The 15807-nt window shown below is 74.1% G+C and carries 14 protein-coding genes and 3 tRNA genes; 2 read left to right on the top strand and 15 right to left on the bottom strand.

The window, feature by feature from the left end:
- Window positions 1-33 precede the first annotated feature (33 nt).
- From HD593_RS17445 to HD593_RS17455, 3 genes are read right to left on the bottom strand one after another with little or no spacing between them, the layout of a single operon-like run.
- Window positions 34-684: an NAD-dependent epimerase/dehydratase family protein gene (locus tag HD593_RS17445; protein WP_185103154.1), complete on the bottom strand. Its 651-nt coding sequence runs from the start codon at window positions 682-684 to the stop codon at window positions 34-36.
- Window positions 681-1262: a DUF4291 domain-containing protein gene (locus HD593_RS17450; protein WP_185103155.1), complete on the bottom strand. Its 582-nt coding sequence runs from the start codon at window positions 1260-1262 to the stop codon at window positions 681-683. Before HD593_RS17450 ends, HD593_RS17445 begins: the two co-directional genes overlap by 4 nt.
- Window positions 1263-1304: 42 nt before the next feature.
- Window positions 1305-2036, bottom strand: coding sequence for an IclR family transcriptional regulator (locus HD593_RS17455; protein ID WP_185103156.1), 732 nt, complete (start codon window positions 2034-2036; stop codon window positions 1305-1307).
- A gap of 71 nt (window positions 2037-2107) precedes the next feature.
- On the opposite strand from HD593_RS17455, the gene HD593_RS17460 reads away from it, so the two are divergent.
- A complete protein-coding gene (locus HD593_RS17460) occupies window positions 2108-2473 on the top strand; it encodes a metal-sulfur cluster assembly factor (RefSeq protein WP_185103157.1) in 366 nt (121 codons plus the stop codon).
- The gene (locus HD593_RS17465; protein WP_185103158.1) at window positions 2470-3453 is read left to right on the top strand and encodes an amidohydrolase family protein; all 984 of its coding nucleotides are present in this window, start codon (window positions 2470-2472) and stop codon (window positions 3451-3453) included. The genes HD593_RS17460 and HD593_RS17465 overlap by 4 nt, the downstream gene beginning before the upstream one ends.
- Here the strand turns inward: HD593_RS17465 and rodA are convergent.
- From rodA to HD593_RS17525, 12 genes are all read right to left on the bottom strand, one after another.
- Window positions 3415-4551, bottom strand: coding sequence for a rod shape-determining protein RodA (gene rodA / locus HD593_RS17470; RefSeq protein ID WP_185103159.1), 1137 nt, complete (start codon window positions 4549-4551; stop codon window positions 3415-3417). The genes HD593_RS17465 and rodA overlap by 39 nt on opposite strands.
- Complete coding sequence (gene mrdA, locus HD593_RS17475; RefSeq protein ID WP_312903516.1) at window positions 4548-6401, bottom strand: penicillin-binding protein 2; 1854 nt, start codon at window positions 6399-6401, stop codon at window positions 4548-4550. Before mrdA ends, rodA begins: the two co-directional genes overlap by 4 nt.
- Window positions 6394-6942, bottom strand: a complete 549-nt coding sequence (locus tag HD593_RS17480) for a rod shape-determining protein MreD (protein WP_185103160.1) — start codon at window positions 6940-6942, stop codon at window positions 6394-6396. Before HD593_RS17480 ends, mrdA begins: the two co-directional genes overlap by 8 nt.
- A 67-nt stretch (window positions 6943-7009) precedes the next feature.
- On the bottom strand, window positions 7010-7747 hold the full coding sequence (gene mreC / locus HD593_RS17485; protein WP_185103161.1) for a rod shape-determining protein MreC: 738 nt from the start codon (window positions 7745-7747) through the stop codon (window positions 7010-7012).
- A complete protein-coding gene (gene mreB / locus HD593_RS17490) occupies window positions 7744-8961 on the bottom strand; it encodes a rod shape-determining protein (RefSeq protein ID WP_185103162.1) in 1218 nt (405 codons plus the stop codon). Before mreB ends, mreC begins: the two co-directional genes overlap by 4 nt.
- A gap of 115 nt (window positions 8962-9076) precedes the next feature.
- Window positions 9077-11017 carry a hypothetical protein gene (locus tag HD593_RS17495; RefSeq protein WP_185103163.1) on the bottom strand — a complete coding sequence of 647 codons (1941 nt, stop codon included), beginning with the start codon at window positions 11015-11017 and terminating at the stop codon, window positions 9077-9079.
- Between the two features lie 193 nt (window positions 11018-11210).
- Window positions 11211-11642 carry a nuclear transport factor 2 family protein gene (locus tag HD593_RS17500; RefSeq protein WP_185103164.1) on the bottom strand — a complete coding sequence of 144 codons (432 nt, stop codon included), beginning with the start codon at window positions 11640-11642 and terminating at the stop codon, window positions 11211-11213.
- Between the two features lie 15 nt (window positions 11643-11657).
- Window positions 11658-14354: a hypothetical protein gene (locus tag HD593_RS17505; protein WP_221524807.1), complete on the bottom strand. Its 2697-nt coding sequence runs from the start codon at window positions 14352-14354 to the stop codon at window positions 11658-11660.
- A gap of 312 nt (window positions 14355-14666) precedes the next feature.
- Window positions 14667-14741 (bottom strand) — tRNA-Val (locus tag HD593_RS17510).
- Between the two features lie 5 nt (window positions 14742-14746).
- Window positions 14747-14817: transfer RNA gene (locus HD593_RS17515), tRNA-Cys, on the bottom strand.
- Between the two features lie 15 nt (window positions 14818-14832).
- Window positions 14833-14904, bottom strand: a tRNA-Gly gene (locus HD593_RS17520).
- A gap of 87 nt (window positions 14905-14991) precedes the next feature.
- A complete protein-coding gene (locus HD593_RS17525) occupies window positions 14992-15717 on the bottom strand; it encodes an SDR family NAD(P)-dependent oxidoreductase (protein WP_185103166.1) in 726 nt (241 codons plus the stop codon).
- Window positions 15718-15807: the final 90 nt, after the last annotated feature.

The following is a 15807-nucleotide window of genomic DNA, read 5'->3' on the forward strand; positions in this document are numbered from 1 at the left end:
CGGAGTCGGCATGAGGTCAGAGCCCGCATGAGGTCAGAGCGCGTTGATGTCGGCGGGCCCCAGAATCCGCTTCGCCGCCCCCCGCTCCGCCACCGCGATCATCGCCCGCCCGACCTGCTCGGTCGTCGTCACCCCACCCCCGACCAGCCGCCGCAACACGGGGAACAGCGGCCGGGTGATCACGTACGCCGCCTGGTAGAGCCGCGTACGGGACCGCACCCCGTGCATCGGCTGCACGAACCCCACCCGGAACATGTACGCCTCCAGCGGCAGCGCGAGCAGCGCGTTCTCGGTCTGCCCCTTCACCCTGGCCCACATGGCCCGCCCCTGGGCGTTCGTCCCGGCGCCGGACACGTACACGAACCTCGACCCCGGGCTGAGCCGGGCCAGCGTCTCACCCACCGACAGCGTGAATTCGTAGGTGATCCGCCGGTACTCCGGCTCCCGCATCCCCGCCGCCGAGACGCCCAGGCAGAAGAAACACGCGTCGTACCCGCCGAGCTCCCCCTCGACGGGACCCAGGTCGAGCAGATCGTCATGCAGGACCTCGCGCAACTTCCCGTGCGAGACCCCGGTCGAGGCCCGCCCGACCGCCAGCACGGCCGTGACCCGCTCGTCGAGCAGGCACTCCCTGAGCACCCCCCGCCCGATCATGCCGGTAGCCCCGAACAGGATCACCCTCATCCCACGCTCGCCCCTATCGTCTCCGCCAGCTCATCGGACAGCGGGTACGGCCGCTCGACCGGCAGCAGCGCGCCGGTGTCCGCGCCGCCGCGGACCGCCGCACGCACCTCACGTACCCGCTCGGTGATGTCGCTGATCCCCAGCGTCCACTCCTCCACGTAGCGCCGCACCGCCTCCCCGGTCAGCCCGACCTGGATCGACCGGTACGCCAGCGCCTCGTGCCGCGGCCCGCGCTCGGGATCCCACTGGATCCGCACCGGGCTGCGGCGCACCCGCCGCGCCCAGTCCGGCCGCCGGTCGTCGTGGCTGAGGCAGGAGTGCGCCAGCGCCCAGGCGAAGCCCTCGTGGCTGAGCTCGACGGCCAGCACCCGCTCCTGGCCGGGCTTGGTCGCGTAGCCGCAGCGGTACATCATCCACAGGAACGACGGCTTGATCCACGTCATCCGCTCCCGCTTGAAGGGCGGGACGAAGCGCTGGGCGGCGACGGCGGGCGCGGCGATGGCCGCGTCGTACGCCTGGTAGACGGTGATCGACCGCTCGGTCCACAGGGCGCGGATCTGCCGGAAGGGCACGTTCATGACGTACCAGACTGGCCGGAGCCGGGCGGCGCGGGCAACGGGTTAACCCAGGTCCCGCACCGCCTGGGCGAGCCGGATGCGGGCGATCTGCGGGATGGACAGGCCGCGGGTCGAGATGCCGATGGCCCAGTCCGTGCCGGGCACGACCGCGCCCGCGCACGCCACCTGCTCCCTGAACTGCCCGTGCTCCTCCACCACCTGCCCCGGCCGTAACCCCGACAGCTCCTCCTCGACGTCCTCCACGCTGACCGGGGTCGAGGAGGTGAAGCGGCGCAGGCCGTACCCGGTCAGGACGCCGCGCCGGGTGCGGGACGGGAGCGAGAGCAGCAGCGCCTTGCCCAGCGCGGTCGCGTGCGGCGCCGTCTCCAGCCCCGCCTGCAGATCCTCCAGGTACGGCGAGCGCGGCCCCTCGGCCACGTCCACCACGACCAGCCGCCCCTCGGACAGCTGCGCCAGGTACGCGGTGTGGCCGGTGACGGAGGCCAGATGACGCAGCACGTCGGCGGCGCGCGGCGGCCGTTCGAAGGCGTCCAGCATCTCGTGGAAACGCTCGGCCACCTGCGAGCCGAGCAGGTAGTCGCCGTCGGGCCGGCGGTGCAGGTACCCCTCGTAGCACAGGGTGCGGACGAGGTGGTAGGAGGTGGACAGGTTCAGGCCGCAGCGGCGGGCGATGACCTTGACCGACAGCGGCCGGTCGGCGCGCGAGACCTCCTCCAGCACGCGGAGCGCGCGGGAGACGCTGCGGATCAGATCGCTGGGTGGTTCGCCGGTCATCCATCAAGCATCTTCGCCATTTGAAATCGGGACGCCTACCCCGACAGGCACACCCGTCCGACGATGAGGTCATGCCGGAGATACCGCAGTGGGCCAGTGAGGCGCTGTCCGGGGTCTACGACCCGTGCTGCAGGGAGAAGGGCATCTCCGTCGTGGAGATGGGCCTGGTCAGGTCGGTCGAGGTGGACGACGGCCGGGCCCGCGTGGAGCTGCTGCTGACCTCGGGCTGGTGCCCGTTCGCCGCCAGGGTGCTGACCGAGGTGCGGGAGCGCATCGAGGAGCAGCCCGGCATCAGCGAGGCGGAGGTCGAGGTGGTGTGGGACGAGGTGTGGACGACGGACCGGCTCTCGCCGCGGGCCGCCCGGATGCTGCGCTTCCTGCCCGCGCCCGCGCAGGTGCCCGACAAAGCGGCCTACATCGGGAGGGAACTACGGTGATCGACGACTTCTTCGTGTTCGACAGCGTGGCCCACGTGTTCAACTTCGAGCCCAAGAACGCGTACGGCCCGGCAGGCCAGATGTTCTCCAACCACCTGTACGCCTTCCACACCACGCTCACCCCGGAGGGCGAGACCAGGCTGCCGCCCGAGGAGTTCCTGCGGCAGTGGACGATCGACGACATCCGCCGCATGGTGTTCGAGGAGTCGGACACCGACATGCTGGTGGCCATGCCGCTGCCGCTCACCGACCTCTACCACGACGGCCTGTCGCCGTGGCAGGAGTGCGCGGAGCTGGCCGCCAGGGACCCTGACCGGATCGTCTTCTGGGGCTCGGTCAACCCCCTGGAGGGCCGCAGGGCGCTGGACCTGATGGAGCGGCAGGTGGGGGAGTACAACGCGCGGGCGTTCAAGCTGTACAACGTGCGCTACGACTACGGCTCGCCGTACCCCTGGCGCATGGACGACCCCAGGGTGGCCTTCCCGATCTTCGAGAAGGCGCAGGACCTGGGCGTCAACCTGATCGGCGTGCACAAGGGCGTCCCGCTGGGCCCGCAGCCGATCGAGCACACCCAGACGTGGGACATGGACGGCGCCGCCGCGAACTTCCCCGACATCAACTTCGTCATCTTCCACGTCGGCCTGCCGTTCCTGGACGAGACCTGCTGGCAGTTGATCCGGTACCCCAACCTGTACGCCGACCTGGCGGCGACGATCAACTTCATCGTCAGGGCGCCCAGGATGTTCGCCGAGATCATCGGCAAGCTGCTCTTCTGGTGCGGCGAAGACAAGATCATCTATGGTTCGGAGGCGCCGATCTTCCATCCGCAGTGGGCACTGAGGGCGTTCAGGGACTTCACGATCCCGCAGGACCTGTGCGACGGGTACGGCTACCCGCAGCTCACCGACCAGGCCAAGCGCAAGATCCTCGGCGAGAACCTGCTACGCCTGCATGGGCTTGCTCCGGTGAACCGCCTGTAGCAGCCCGACGGCCACCAGCCCGGCGACCGTGGCGGAGCCGCCGTACGAGACGAACGGCAGCGGCACCCCCACGATCGGCATGAGCCCCACGGCCATGCCCACGTTCATGAACGTCTGGAACCCGATCCACGACACCAGCCCGCCCGCCAGCACCGTCCCGTAAGGCGAGCCGGCCTGCCGGGCGATCGACAATCCGCGCCACAGCAGCGCGAACACGGCCAGCACGATGAGCGCGGCCCCGGCGAAGCCGAGCTCCTCGCCCGCGACCGTGAAGATGAAGTCGGTGTGCTGCTCGGGCACGAAGTGGCCGGCGGTCTGCTCGCCGTTGAACAGGCCCTTGCCGGACAGGCCGCCCGAGCCGATCGCGATGCGGGCCTGGGCGGCGTTGTACCCGATGCCGCCCGGATCGGCTCCCGGCCGTACCAGCACGAGTAGCCGTTCGAGCTGGTACGGCCGGACCAGCCCGAGCTGCCACGCCGCCGCGCCCGCCGCCGCCGCGCCCGCGACCAGCACCAGCAGCCACCGCTTCGGCGCCCCCGACACCAGCAGCGCCCCCGCCACCATGGCCGCGAACACCAGCATCGTGCCCAGGTCCGGCTGCAACGCGATGAGCCCGATCGGCACCGCGGCCAGCGCCAGCGCCAGCAGCACCCCGCCGAACCCGGGCCGGCGCTGCCCGTCGCGCAGCTCGCCCAGCGGCACCGCGAACGCCAAGGCCAGCGCCACCTTGGCGAACTCCGACGGCTGGAACTGCACCCCCGGCGCCACCACGATCCACGAGTGCGCCCCGTTCACCCGTACGCCCAGCGGGCTCAGCACCAGGGCCAGCGACACCAGGGCCAGCGCGTACGCCAGCGGCACGTACGCCCGCAGCACCCGCAGGTCCACCCGCGACACCAGCCACATCAGCACCAGCCCGCCCCCGACGGCCACGGCCTGCCGCACCAGCAGCGCGTGGTCGCCCGACATCCGCGTGGCCGACCACACCAGCAGCAGCCCCACGGCGGACAGCCCCAGCGCCAGCAGCGTCAGCAGCCGGTCGGGCGGGCCCAGCGACGGCGCCCACACGAGGTGTCTCTTCCCGGCAACCGCGATCATCGCCGCTCCCTGAGCCCGAGGATGCCCTCCCAGATCTCGCGGGCCGCCGGAGCCGCGCCCTCGGCGCCCATGCCGCCCTCCGACAGCACCACGACCACCGTGTAGGCGGGGTCGGGCGCGAACGAGGCGAACCAGGAGGTGTCCCGCCGCCCGAACGACTCCGCCGTCCCCGTCTTCCCGGCCACCGCGATCTTCCCGAACGGGAACCCGTCGAACGCGCCCTCCGCCGTCCCGGTCCGAGGCACCTGGGCGAGGGCCTGGCGGATGAAGGCCAGCGTGCCGTCCGAGGCGGGCAGCCGTCCCGTCACGGGCGGCGTGATCGTCCGCACCGTCGTCCCGTCCGGCCGCACCACCTTCATGCCGACGCGCGGGCTGTGCAGGGTGCCGCCGTTGGCCACGGCAGCGTACGCCCGCGCCAGCTGCAGCGGCGTCACCAGGACGCCGCCCTGCCCGATGGACAGGTTCGCCGCGTCGCCGCCCCGCCACACGCCGCCGCCCCGGCAGTTCTCCCGCGCGATGGTGGTCAGGTACGCGGCCCGCGCCCGGTCGGCCAGCTCCGGGTAACCCTTGCGCGCCCGGTCGCAGCTCTCCGCCCTGGTCGCCCGCCAGTACGCCTTCTTCGAGGCCGCGTCGGGCACCGCCCCCGCCGCCTCGCCCGGCAGGTCCACCCCGGTCGCCCGGCCGAACCCGAACCCGCGGGCGGTCCGCTGCAACGCGTCGGAGCCGCGCTGCCAGAGCTGGTCGGCCAGCCGGTAGAAGATCGTGTCGCACGACTGCACCAGCGCCCCGTGCATGGTCATCAGGCCCAGGTCGGCACTGGCGAAGTTGCGGAACACCCGGTTGCCGACGGTGTAGCCGGGCGGGCAGTCGTAGGTGGCGCCGAGCCCGTACCCGGCCGAGGCCGCCGCCGCCACCGAGGCGACCTTCCACGTCGAGCCCGGCGCCCACTCGCCCTGCAGGGCCTGCGACAGCAGCGGCAGCGCCTCGTACTCGCGGGCCGTCACGCCGTCCGTCCAGACCGCCGGGTCGTACGCGGGCCGCCCGGCCAGCGCCACCACCCGGCCCGTGCCCGACTCCAGGACCACGGCCGCGCCCGACGAGCCGCCGCTGGCGGCCAGCGCCCGGCCGAGCGCCTGCTCGGCGATGCTCTGGACGCGGGAGTCGATGCTGGTCACGAGCGTGTTCCCGGGCACGGGCGGGTCCTGGCGGAGCGTCCTGGTGACCCGGCCCGTGTTGTCCACGGCCACGTCCCTGCGCCCGGGCCGCCCGGCCAGCTCGCGGTCGTAGGCGGCCTCGAGGCCGTCGCGGCCCTGGGCGCCCTGGACGTACCCGAGGGTGTGCGCCGCCTGCGCGCCGTGCGGGTACACGCGGACCGGGCGCAGCTCCGTGCGGACGCCGGGGAAGTCCTGCTGCCGCTCGCTGATCTGCAGCGCCACCGGCACGCTCACGTCCCGCGCGACGGGGATCGGCTCGTACGGCGAGCCCTGCCAGCACGGCTGCGGCACCCCCTCCCCGCACAGCCGCACCTTCTCGGCGATCTGCCGGTATGGCTGACCCAGCGCCTCGCCCAGCCGGGTCAGCACCGCCCGGCCGCCGTCCGGCTGGTGCGCCAGCGCCACGGCGTCCACCGTCACGACGGGGCGGGTGTTGTTCGTGACCAGGGGCCGGCCGGCCACGTCGAGGATCTGCCCCCGGGTGGGCGGCAGCGCCACGCTCCTGATCCGTACGTCGGCCGCGGCCCGCACGTACGCGTCGCCGTTGACCACCTGGAGGAACCACAGCCGGCCGAGCAGCGTGACCAGCATGGCCACCCCGACCAGCCGCAACACGAGCAGCCTGGCCCTAGACACGGCGCGGCCCCACGGGCGAAGGCGTGCTCTCGGACGAGCGCCGCCGCGCCGCGCGGGCGCCCACGACGGCCCCGAGCGCCACCGTCCAGGCCAGGGTGAGCGCGGCCCAGGACGAGGGCGCCGCGGGTGGCCCGGCCAGGGCCGAGCGCCACGGCTCGTCCCCGAGCGCCACCGCCGCCGCCACCTGCAGCACCGTGCCCAGTGCCGCCCCGAGCCCGCCGACGAGCAGCGGCCTGCCCGCGGAGGCGCCCTCGTACGGCCGCCCGCCGTCTCGCAGCCGTCCGACCAGCAGCCCCGTCACCGACAGCACCAGCGCGGTGCGGCCCACGGTGCCGTCGGCGGGCGGCGTCACGTCGGCGGCCAGCCCGGCCACCAGCCCCGCCACGCACCCCCAGACCGGCCCCCTGGCCAGCGCGAGCCACACCACGGCCAGCACCACCAGATCGGGCCCGCCCCACGGCGACCGGTTGACCAGCAGCACCTGCGCCAGCGGCGCCACCAGCACCATCAGCACCGTCAGCACGAGCCCCACCACGCTCACCGCCCCGACTCCCAGCCGCTCACCGCTCCCCGCGCCAAGGCGTTCACGGCTCCCCGTGCCAAGGCGCTCACCGCTCTGGTCGCGGCACGATCACCGCGACGAGCGCGAGCGCGGACAGCCGGGCGGCGGGCCGCACCAGCGCCGTCCGGGTGGCCGCCCCCGGCGCGCTCTCCAGCGCGGCGACCGTCCCGATGGGCACCCCGGCCACGTACGGCCGCCCGCCCGCCGACCCCAGCGTCACCACCTGATCGCCCACCGCCAGCGGCGCGTTCGGATCGAACAGGCTCAGCCGCAGCCCCTCACCCGGCACCCCCGTCACCACGCCCAGCTCGCCCGAGCCCGCCATGCGCGCCCCGATCGACGAGCCCGCGTCGGTGATCAGCGACACCGAGGCCGTCGAGGCCCCCGCCCAGGCGACCTTGCCCACCAGCCCGTCGGCGTTCAGCACGGTCACGTCCCGGTCGACGCCCGACGAGGCCCCGGCGTCGATGGTGACGCTCTGACCCCGGCCGAGCCCGACCACGTGCGCCGCCACCCCCTGGTGCCCGGCCGGCACGCCGAGCCGCGCCACCGACCGCGTGCCGGACGACAGCAGCCGGGCCCGCAGGGCGGCGTTCTCCCGCTCCAGCTCCCGCAGCCGCTCCTCGCCCCCGAACGCCCTGGCCGCCGTGCCCACCGCGCTCTGCACCGCGCCGTACACGCTCGCGCCCGCCTCCCGTACGGGGGCCAGCGGCGTCACCGCACGGTCGATCACCACGAGGAGGACGGAGGCGGCCAGCACGAGCAGGACGAGCGCCCGCCTCACCGCCGTGACCAATCGGGCAGCAGCACGTCGCGCATGGCCTGGAAGCGCTCCACGCAGCGGCCCGCGCCCAGTGCCACCGAGTACAGCGGCTTGTCCACCAGCCGGATCGGCATGCCGGTGGCCTCGCCCATCCGCTCGGGCAGCCCCCGTAACAGGGCGCCGCCGCCGGTGAGCACGATGCCGTTGTCCAGCAGGTCGCCCGCCAGCTCGGCCGGGCACTGGTCGAGCGTCGTCTGCACCGCGTCGATGATGGCCTGCACCTGGTCCTCGATGGCCTCGCTGATCTGCTCGGCGCTGATCGTGGCGGTCTTGGGCAGGCCGCTGACGAGGTCGCGCCCGCGTACGGGGGCGGAGGTCTTCGGATCGAGGCTGCGCGGCGCGGCGGCCGGAGCCGGGCTCTCCGGCTTCGGCCTGGACCGGAACGGGTTCCAGCCGCGCGGCGCCGGTGCCGGCTCGGCGGGCTCGTCGCCGTCCGGGCCGAGCAGGCCGTCCTGCGCGGGCACGGTGAGGCCGGCGCGGTGCCGTCCCACGGGGTCGGCCTCGGGGACGGCGGCCCTGACCATGCCGAGGTCGATCTTCAGTCGCTCGGCGGTGCGCTCGCCGAGCAGCAGCGCGTGCTCCTTCTTGATGTGCGTGACGATGGCCTCGTCCAGCTCGTCGCCGCCGACCCGGACCGACTTGGCCACCACGACGCCGCTCATCGAGACGATGGCGACCTCCGTGGTGCCGCCGCCGATGTCGACGACCATGTTGCCGGTGGCCTCGCCAACCTTCAGCCCCGCGCCGATCGCGGCGGCCATGGGCTCCTCGATGATGTGCACCCGCCGGGCGCCCGCCTCGTACGCGGCCTCCTTGACCGCCCGCTGCTCGATCGAGGTGGTGCCGCTCGGGACCGCCACGACGATGCGCGGCTTGGCCAGGAACCGGCTCGGGTGCGCCTTCTGGATGAACAGCCGCAACATGCGCTCCGCCGCGTCCAGGTCCGCGATCACGCCGTCCTTCAGCGGCCTGATCGTGGCGATGTGCGGGGGAGTGCGGCCGACCATCCGCTTGGCCGCCTTGCCGACGGCCACCACGGTGTTCTTGTGCAGGTTGATCGCTATGACGGAGGGCTCGTTCAGCACGATGCCCTTCCTGCGAACGTAGACGAGGGTGTTCGCCGTACCGAGATCGACGGCAATGTCATGACCGAGAAGAGCCCATGCGAACGCCATTACCGCACAGCCTTTCCGACCGGGAAGGGCAGGGGGACGCTGCCCGCACTGGCGTTTCCCGCAAGGCGGCTGCCCACAAACGCGATATGTCTGTAGCCGTGGGTATTCGCGCAGGTCAGTCCGGGTCGTAAGAGCAGCGCAGCCCGGTCCGCACGGTCGCGCGCAGCTCTCCGCCGATGACGGGATCGGCTATCGCGACCCGATCCACGGCCCGCCTGATGGCCTTGCCGACCGCCGTCCGGGCCCGCTCCTCGCTGCCGCCGGACGTACGCGGGCGGCCGCCGGCCCCGGTCGCCGGGGCCAGCCCGGTCGCCGAGGCCAGCCCGGTCGCCGAGGCCAGCCCGGTCGCCGAGGTCAGCCCGGTCGCCGAGGCCAGCTCCGCCAGCAGCCAGTCACGCTCGGCCCGCCGTTCCTGCGCCCGCCGGGGCTGGTGAGCGGCCTCCAGCTCCGCGATCTCGGTGTCGAGCTGCGCGAGCCGGTTCCGGTACGCCATCCCCGCCGGCCCGTCCAGCACCCGCCGCACCGGTGCCGGCGCGGGCACGGGGTCCGGCGATCCCGCGGCCAGGTCCGCGGCCGGGATCTCCCTGCCCGGGCTGGCCAGCAGCGCCGCCAGGTGCAGCATGCCCACGCAGTGGTCCACGAACGCGGTCCGCGCGCCCAGCTCCACCCGCCACCGCGGGCCCGCCCGGCGGCAGGTGACCCGCTCGGCCACGTGAGCGGGCACGTGCATGCCGAGCGTCTCCGCCTCCTGCGCGGCCAGCGCGAGCTGCCTGCGCGCCCCCTCGTCCCTGGGCCCGTCGCGCAGCGCCAGCGCCTGGCCCAGCCGCGAGCGTGACAGCGCGACCGCGGGCCAGTGGCCCAGCGCCAGATTCTCGTGAACGGCCCTGCGCAGGTGCGCGACCGCCAGGCCGGGGTCGCCGGTGGTGATCGCGGCCACGCCCAGGCTGTGCCGGACGGAGCCCAAGCAGACGATGCCCGGGCTGGTCATGACGGGTAGCGCCCCGTACGGGGCCAGCAGCGCCGCCGCCCTGCCGGCCAGCTCGGCGTCGCCCAGCAGGTCGGCCGCCTCCACGACCGCGTACATCGACACCAGCCAGGTGCTCGTGCGCGGCCCGTCGGCCAGGACGCCACGGCGCAGCCTGGCCAGCATGCACTCGGCCAGCCTCCGGTCCCCGGCGACCGCGGCGGCCACCGCCAGGCCCGCGTACGGGGAGTCGTCCATGGCGGGCAGCACGGGCGAGTTCAGCAGGTCGGTCAGCAGGGGGACGAACTCGCCGATGCGGCCCTGGTACCAGCGGAGGGCGGCGAGCTGGCGGACGTACCGGCCGGGCGCTTCCGGGTCGCCGGCCGCCAGGCCCCGCTCGTAACCGGCGGCGGCCCGCTCCTCGGCGTGCGCGAACCGGCCGCCGCGGGTGCTCAGCATCACCTCGATGGCGCCGGCCACGGACTCGATCGCCTGCTGCCCCTCGCCGTCCAGCGTGCTCCGCAGCTCGCCCAGGGCCCGCTCGGCGTGCGGGTCCGCCTCCATGAGCAGGTCCACCGCACGCCACAGCAGGCCGATGAGCAGGTCCGAGCGGCGGCCCGTACGCGAGGCCACCCCGACCAGCTCCCTGGCCAGCTCCATCCGCCGCGGCCCGTCGTCCGGGCCGAGCACGCAGTGGTGCGCCAGGCTCAGCGCCTCGGCCAGCGTCACCGGGTCGCCCGCGGCCCTGGCCTCGGACACCAGCGCCATGATCGCGTCCTGGCCGCCCGTACGGTAGTCGTCCTCGGCCGCCAGCCTGATCCGCAGCCGCAGGGCCAGCGGCGAGCCGGCGTCGAGCCGGGCCAGCGCGTCCCGCTGGCGCACGCGTACCGTCGCCGCCGCGGCGGCCGTGCGGTGCTCGTGCACCCACATCCCGCCCAGGCCGAGCGCGGCCCTGGCGAGCGCGTCCGCCTCGCCTCGCTGCTCCGCCTGCGCGTAGGCGTGGCCGAACCGTTCGCGCGCCCGCCGCATGTCCCCCTTGACGAGCAGCGCGTGCTCTCCGTCGAGGAGAGTCCACTCCAGTGTTCCGATCACTGGCCTTACCCCCGTGGCAAGCCGGATTACCTGGCGCACCCATGGGGTGGCGGGCCTCCCACCGCTCCGCCTACCCGGCCGATGAACTCTCGGGTGAACAACCATGGGGACGGCTCCCGACCGTCCTCCGCTTCAATTCCACCTCAACCCGGAAATTTTCGGAACTGAATATGCGTGGGGGGATTTGCGTCTTTTAGCACACAGTGCGCCAGGTCTGCTCCTCCACCAGCTCCACGCTCCGCCACCCGTCGGGTGTACGGCGCAGGCGGTGATGGTAGTAACCCCCGCCGTGCAGGAAACCCTCGGTCCGCGCGGCCACCATCTCCCGCGTCGGCGCGAGGGTGTCGGTGAACGGCGCGCTCACCCGGGCCTCGCCGCCGTGGAGCTCGATCCGCGCGGCACCGATCAGATGCAGCCTCGCCGGCCAGTGCACCAGCACCTCGGCCAGCCACGCCTTGACCTCGTCCCTGGTGCCCGTGATGCCGCCGGAGGAGCTGTAGTCGATCACCGCGTCCTGGCAGAACACCTCGTCGAGCAGGCCCCACTGCCCCGAGTCGATGGCGTAGGTGTACCGCGCCAGCAGGCCGGTGATCTCCAACCGGTCGGCGATCTCCTGAGTGTCCATGAGCTGATCGTCGCGCTAAGAACGCCGGATGACCAGGCCGCCCAGCCGCCCGTCCGGCACCCGTGCCGTGAACGGGGCGCAGGGGGCGCAGAAGTAGTCGCGGCCGAACGTGAGCTCCACCGCGCCCGGGGCGAGATTGACCAGCAGGCGGTCGCTGTCCACGCTCACGGTCCTGGGGTCGTGGCCCTTGGGGGCGAGCGGCCGCACCGCCTCGGCCAGCAGGCGCCGTCCCGCCGGGGTGAACGCGGCCGGGGTGAAGACGTCCCGTACGGTCAGCGCCCGGGCCTCGCGCCGGTCGTAGGTGACGGTGCGGCCGAGCTCGCCGGTCAGCGCGTACCGTACGGAGACGATCCGGGTGTCGTTGCGGACGAGGACGTACGAACCGGTCAGCGCGACCCCGCGGTCCAGCGGGGCGGTGAGCGCGGCACCCCGGTTCGGCGGCCAGTCTCGTGGGTGCGGCGAGGCTTCTGGGTTCAGCGGCCCGTTTGGTGGGTGCGGCGGGGCTGCTGAATTCAGCGGCCCGTTCCGCGGGTTCGGCGGGGCTTCTGGGTTCTGCGGTCCGGTGAGAGCGGTCGCCGGGGCGGGGGCCAGGCGGTGCCGCCGCAGCGCCTCGTCCACGTACGCCCGCACCGGCGCGGCCAGCGCCGCGTTGACCCGGGCCGCGTCCGCGGCGCCCGCGGCCCGCGGGTAGGAGAGGTCGGCGGTGAGCCCGGGCAGCCGCTCCCGCCACCAGGCCGTGCCGACCGCCAGCGGCTCCCGTTCCCTGCCCGCGAGCACCAGCGGCGCCGCCGCCACCAGGGCCAGCACCACGCCTCCCGCCAGCAGCACCTTCCGCCGCACCGTGACCGCCACCCCCGCCACCGCGAACGGCCCGGCCAGCAGCCCGAGCTGCAGCCCCGCCGGCGTGCCGAGCCCGGCCGCCCCGCCGGCGAGCACGGACATGCCCCACACCATCAGCCACACCGCCCAGCGGCGCTCCCGCACGTTCACCCGCGCCAGCCCCGTGTAGACGAGCGCCGCGAGCAGCACGAGATAGGCCAGCCCGGTCAGCGCGTCCACCGCCGGCACCCCGGCCGACAACACCGGAAGGGCCACGACCCCATGACCCCAGCCGAATCCCTGAGCCGCGCCGGCGACCACGGCAGGGACCAGCGCGCCCCCGGCCGCCCTGGCCGCGATCAGCGCGCGCTCCCTCCTCCCCGTCACCTGCTCGCGCACCCCCTCCCGCCACGCCCGATACCGCTCGCCCAGCTTCCCCCACGTCTGCTCGCCCTCCAGCTCCACCGCCCGCGCGAACCGCGCCACCCCCACCTGAGAGTGCACGATGAACAACACCGCCCCGAACACCGGCGCCGCGATCACCGTGAACTCCGCCGCCTCCGCCGCGGGCCAGATGCCGGCGGGCCGCCCCCCGGTCACCGCGAGGCCGATCAGGCTGCCGAGGTTCCACGCCAGCGCTGCGGCCAGCGCGAGCGCGGCCACCAGCACAGGAAAGGACGACACGGGAAAGACCCCGGCGAGCTGCCCGCGTACCGCGACGTACACGAGCACCGCCGCCGCCACCGCGAACACCGCGGGAATCGCCCATAACCACACCACCGCGACCCGGCCCAGCGCCGGATCCGGCGGGGCGAGCAGCGCCACCGCCCGCACCGTCACGGGCGTCTCGGCGTCGAACGTGCGCCGCGTCAGCAGCGGGAAGCGCGAGGTCACGGCCAGGCAGAAGTACGTCAGCGCGACAGCCGCCCCGGCCACCACCAGGCTCCACCGCCGGTCCGTCCGCACCGCGTCGACCGGGCCGGCCGGTTTCCCCGCGGCGGGAAGCGCCCACTGCACCCCGACGGCCGCCACCGCCAGCGCCAGCGGCGGCAGGGCCGTCTGCGCGGGCACCGCCACCAGCGCCGCCGTCAGGTCGGTGGCGTACTCCGCCATCCACGCCGTGCCCAGCGGCTCGGCCAGCAGCAGCTCCCGCATGCCGCGATCGATGGCCACGACGGCCGCGTACACGACCGGCGCCACGGACAGCGCGATCCACGCCAGCACGAACGCCCTGCCGGGCCGCCCGTCCACGGGCAGCCGCCGCCGCAGCCCGTCCTCCAGCGACGCCGCCGCGACCGTCGCCAGCACCACCGCCACCTGCTCGAAGTAGCTGAACGACAGCGGCAGCCAGCCCAGCAACGGCAACCGCTCGCGCAACAGCACACTCCACACCACCGACCACCCGGCCGCCAGGCACGGCAGCACCCACGCGCGAGGCCTGAACGCCCGGCTCCGCTCCCGCCCCGCCGCGGGCAGCACCCGCGTCGCCGCCAGCGCCAGGGCCGCTGCCGCCAACGCGACCGCCATCCCCCAGGAGGCGGCGCCCCCGACGTACGGGCCGAACGGCAACCGATGCCCCCGCGCCCACACCAGCACGGCCAGCACCCCGGCGGGCCCGCCGACCAACCCCCAGCACACGAGCAGCCCGACCCGCGACTCGCCGGACCCGGACCACCTGTACGCCAGGTACGCCCCGCCGGTGAGCAGCACGGTGAAGATCACGAGCGTCGCACCCGTCCCCACGGCGTGCCCCTGCCCCACCCCGGGGAACACCAGCGCCGCCCCGACGGCCCGCTCCAGCAGGAACCCGCCGACCGGCGGCAGCGCGCCCAGCACGGCCAGGCCCAGCGCGGAGGCGGCGGCGGCGAGCAGAAAGGTCCGGGTCGTCTTCACCACGCCCTGTCATGTGCCCGCCACGACCCGGCACCCGCACCACAGTGACCCGGAACTGACCACCTGGCCATCCCGCCCACCCGAGCAAGCCGCCCCACCACCTCGCTACGGCAACTCCGCCACCACCAGCGACATCGGCCTCGTGCGGGTCCGGCTTGCGCGATGTGGCTCCTCGCGCGGTGCGGGTGCGCGCTGTGCGGTGCGACCTGCGCGCGGTCGGCTTGCGCGCTGTGCGGTGCGCGATGCGACGTGCGCGGTGTGCCTCGCGCGGAACACAGAAGGCCCCGGCTGATCAGCCAGGGCCTTGGAGTGTGGTGGACGATACTGGGATTGAACCAGTGACCTCTTCCGTGTCAGGGAAGCGCTCTCCCGCTGAGCTAATCGTCCTCGCGAGGTGGCGACGGGATTTGAACCCGTGTGGACGGCTTTGCAGGCCGCTGCCTCGCCTCTCGGCCACGCCACCGAGCCGGAAGCTCCGAGCGGAAGACGGGATTCGAACCCGCGACCCTCACCTTGGCAAGGTGATGCTCTACCACTGAGCCACTTCCGCATCCACCCCGTGAGTTGCACTCCGGGGCGACGAGAGAACTCTAGCGAATCTCGGCCCAGTCCCCAAACTGGAATAGGCCCGCCCAGGTCACGTGTGCCCGCCGTTGACGGTGACGCGCTGGCCGGTGACGAACGCGCCGCCCTCCGAGGCCAGGTACGACACCGCCGCCGCCACGTCCTCCGGCATGCCCATCCGCCCCAGCGGCACCTCCTCCCGGTACGCGCTCTCGTCCAGGCCCTCGTGCCGCTCCACCGGGATCCAGCCGGGCGCGACCACGTTCACCGTGATGCCGTACGGGCCCAGCTCCCTGGCCCAGACGTCGGTCAGGGCGTGCTGGGCGGCCTTGGCGGCGGTGTAGGCGGAGGTGCCGGGCAGTTTGCGGTCCACGACATCGGAGCCGATCTGGATGACGCGGCCGCCGCCCCGTTCCCGCATGCCGGGCAGGACCGCCTGGACGAGCAGGGTCGGGCTCTTGACGAAGAACGTGAGCTGGTCGAGGTGCGCCTGCCAGGTGAGGTCCTCGACCCCGGCGGCCGGCTGCGGGCCTGTCGCGTTGGCCACCAGCACCCCGACCGGGCCGAGGCGGCCGGTGACGGCGGCGATCAGGCCCTCGACGGCGGTCTCGTCCGTGATGTCGGCGGCGAACGCCTCGGCGACGCCGCCCGCCGTACGGATGGAGCCGGCCACCTGCTCGGCTCCGGCCCGGTCGGAGCGGTAGTTGACGGCCACGGCCAGGCCGTCGGCGGCCAGCCTGCGGGCGATGGCGGCCCCGAGGCCCCGCGATGCGCCGGTGACGAGCGCGACAGTTGTCATGGGGCGAGACTCTAGCCCGGCGACGGACGATGGCCGTGCCGCAGGTCCGCGCGGCGGCCAGCGCCTGGGTCGCGGGCCCACGTGGGTCAG

The organism is Nonomuraea rubra (assembly GCF_014207985.1).
Taxonomy (GTDB): domain Bacteria; phylum Actinomycetota; class Actinomycetes; order Streptosporangiales; family Streptosporangiaceae; genus Nonomuraea; species Nonomuraea rubra.

Coding starts and splice junctions, on each gene's coding strand:
- HD593_RS17445 (WP_185103154.1), bottom strand. CDS start 684: ATGAGGGTGATCCTGTTCGGGGCTACCGGCATGATCGGGCGGGGGGTG.
- HD593_RS17450 (WP_185103155.1), bottom strand. CDS start 1,262: ATGAACGTGCCCTTCCGGCAGATCCGCGCCCTGTGGACCGAGCGGTCG.
- HD593_RS17455 (WP_185103156.1), bottom strand. CDS start 2,036: ATGACCGGCGAACCACCCAGCGATCTGATCCGCAGCGTCTCCCGCGCG.
- HD593_RS17460 (WP_185103157.1), top strand. CDS start 2,108: ATGCCGGAGATACCGCAGTGGGCCAGTGAGGCGCTGTCCGGGGTCTAC.
- rodA (WP_185103159.1), bottom strand. CDS start 4,551: ATGATCGCGGTTGCCGGGAAGAGACACCTCGTGTGGGCGCCGTCGCTG.
- mreB (WP_185103162.1), bottom strand. CDS start 8,961: ATGGCGTTCGCATGGGCTCTTCTCGGTCATGACATTGCCGTCGATCTC.
- HD593_RS17500 (WP_185103164.1), bottom strand. CDS start 11,642: ATGGACACTCAGGAGATCGCCGACCGGTTGGAGATCACCGGCCTGCTG.
- HD593_RS17525 (WP_185103166.1), bottom strand. CDS start 15,717: ATGACAACTGTCGCGCTCGTCACCGGCGCATCGCGGGGCCTCGGGGCC.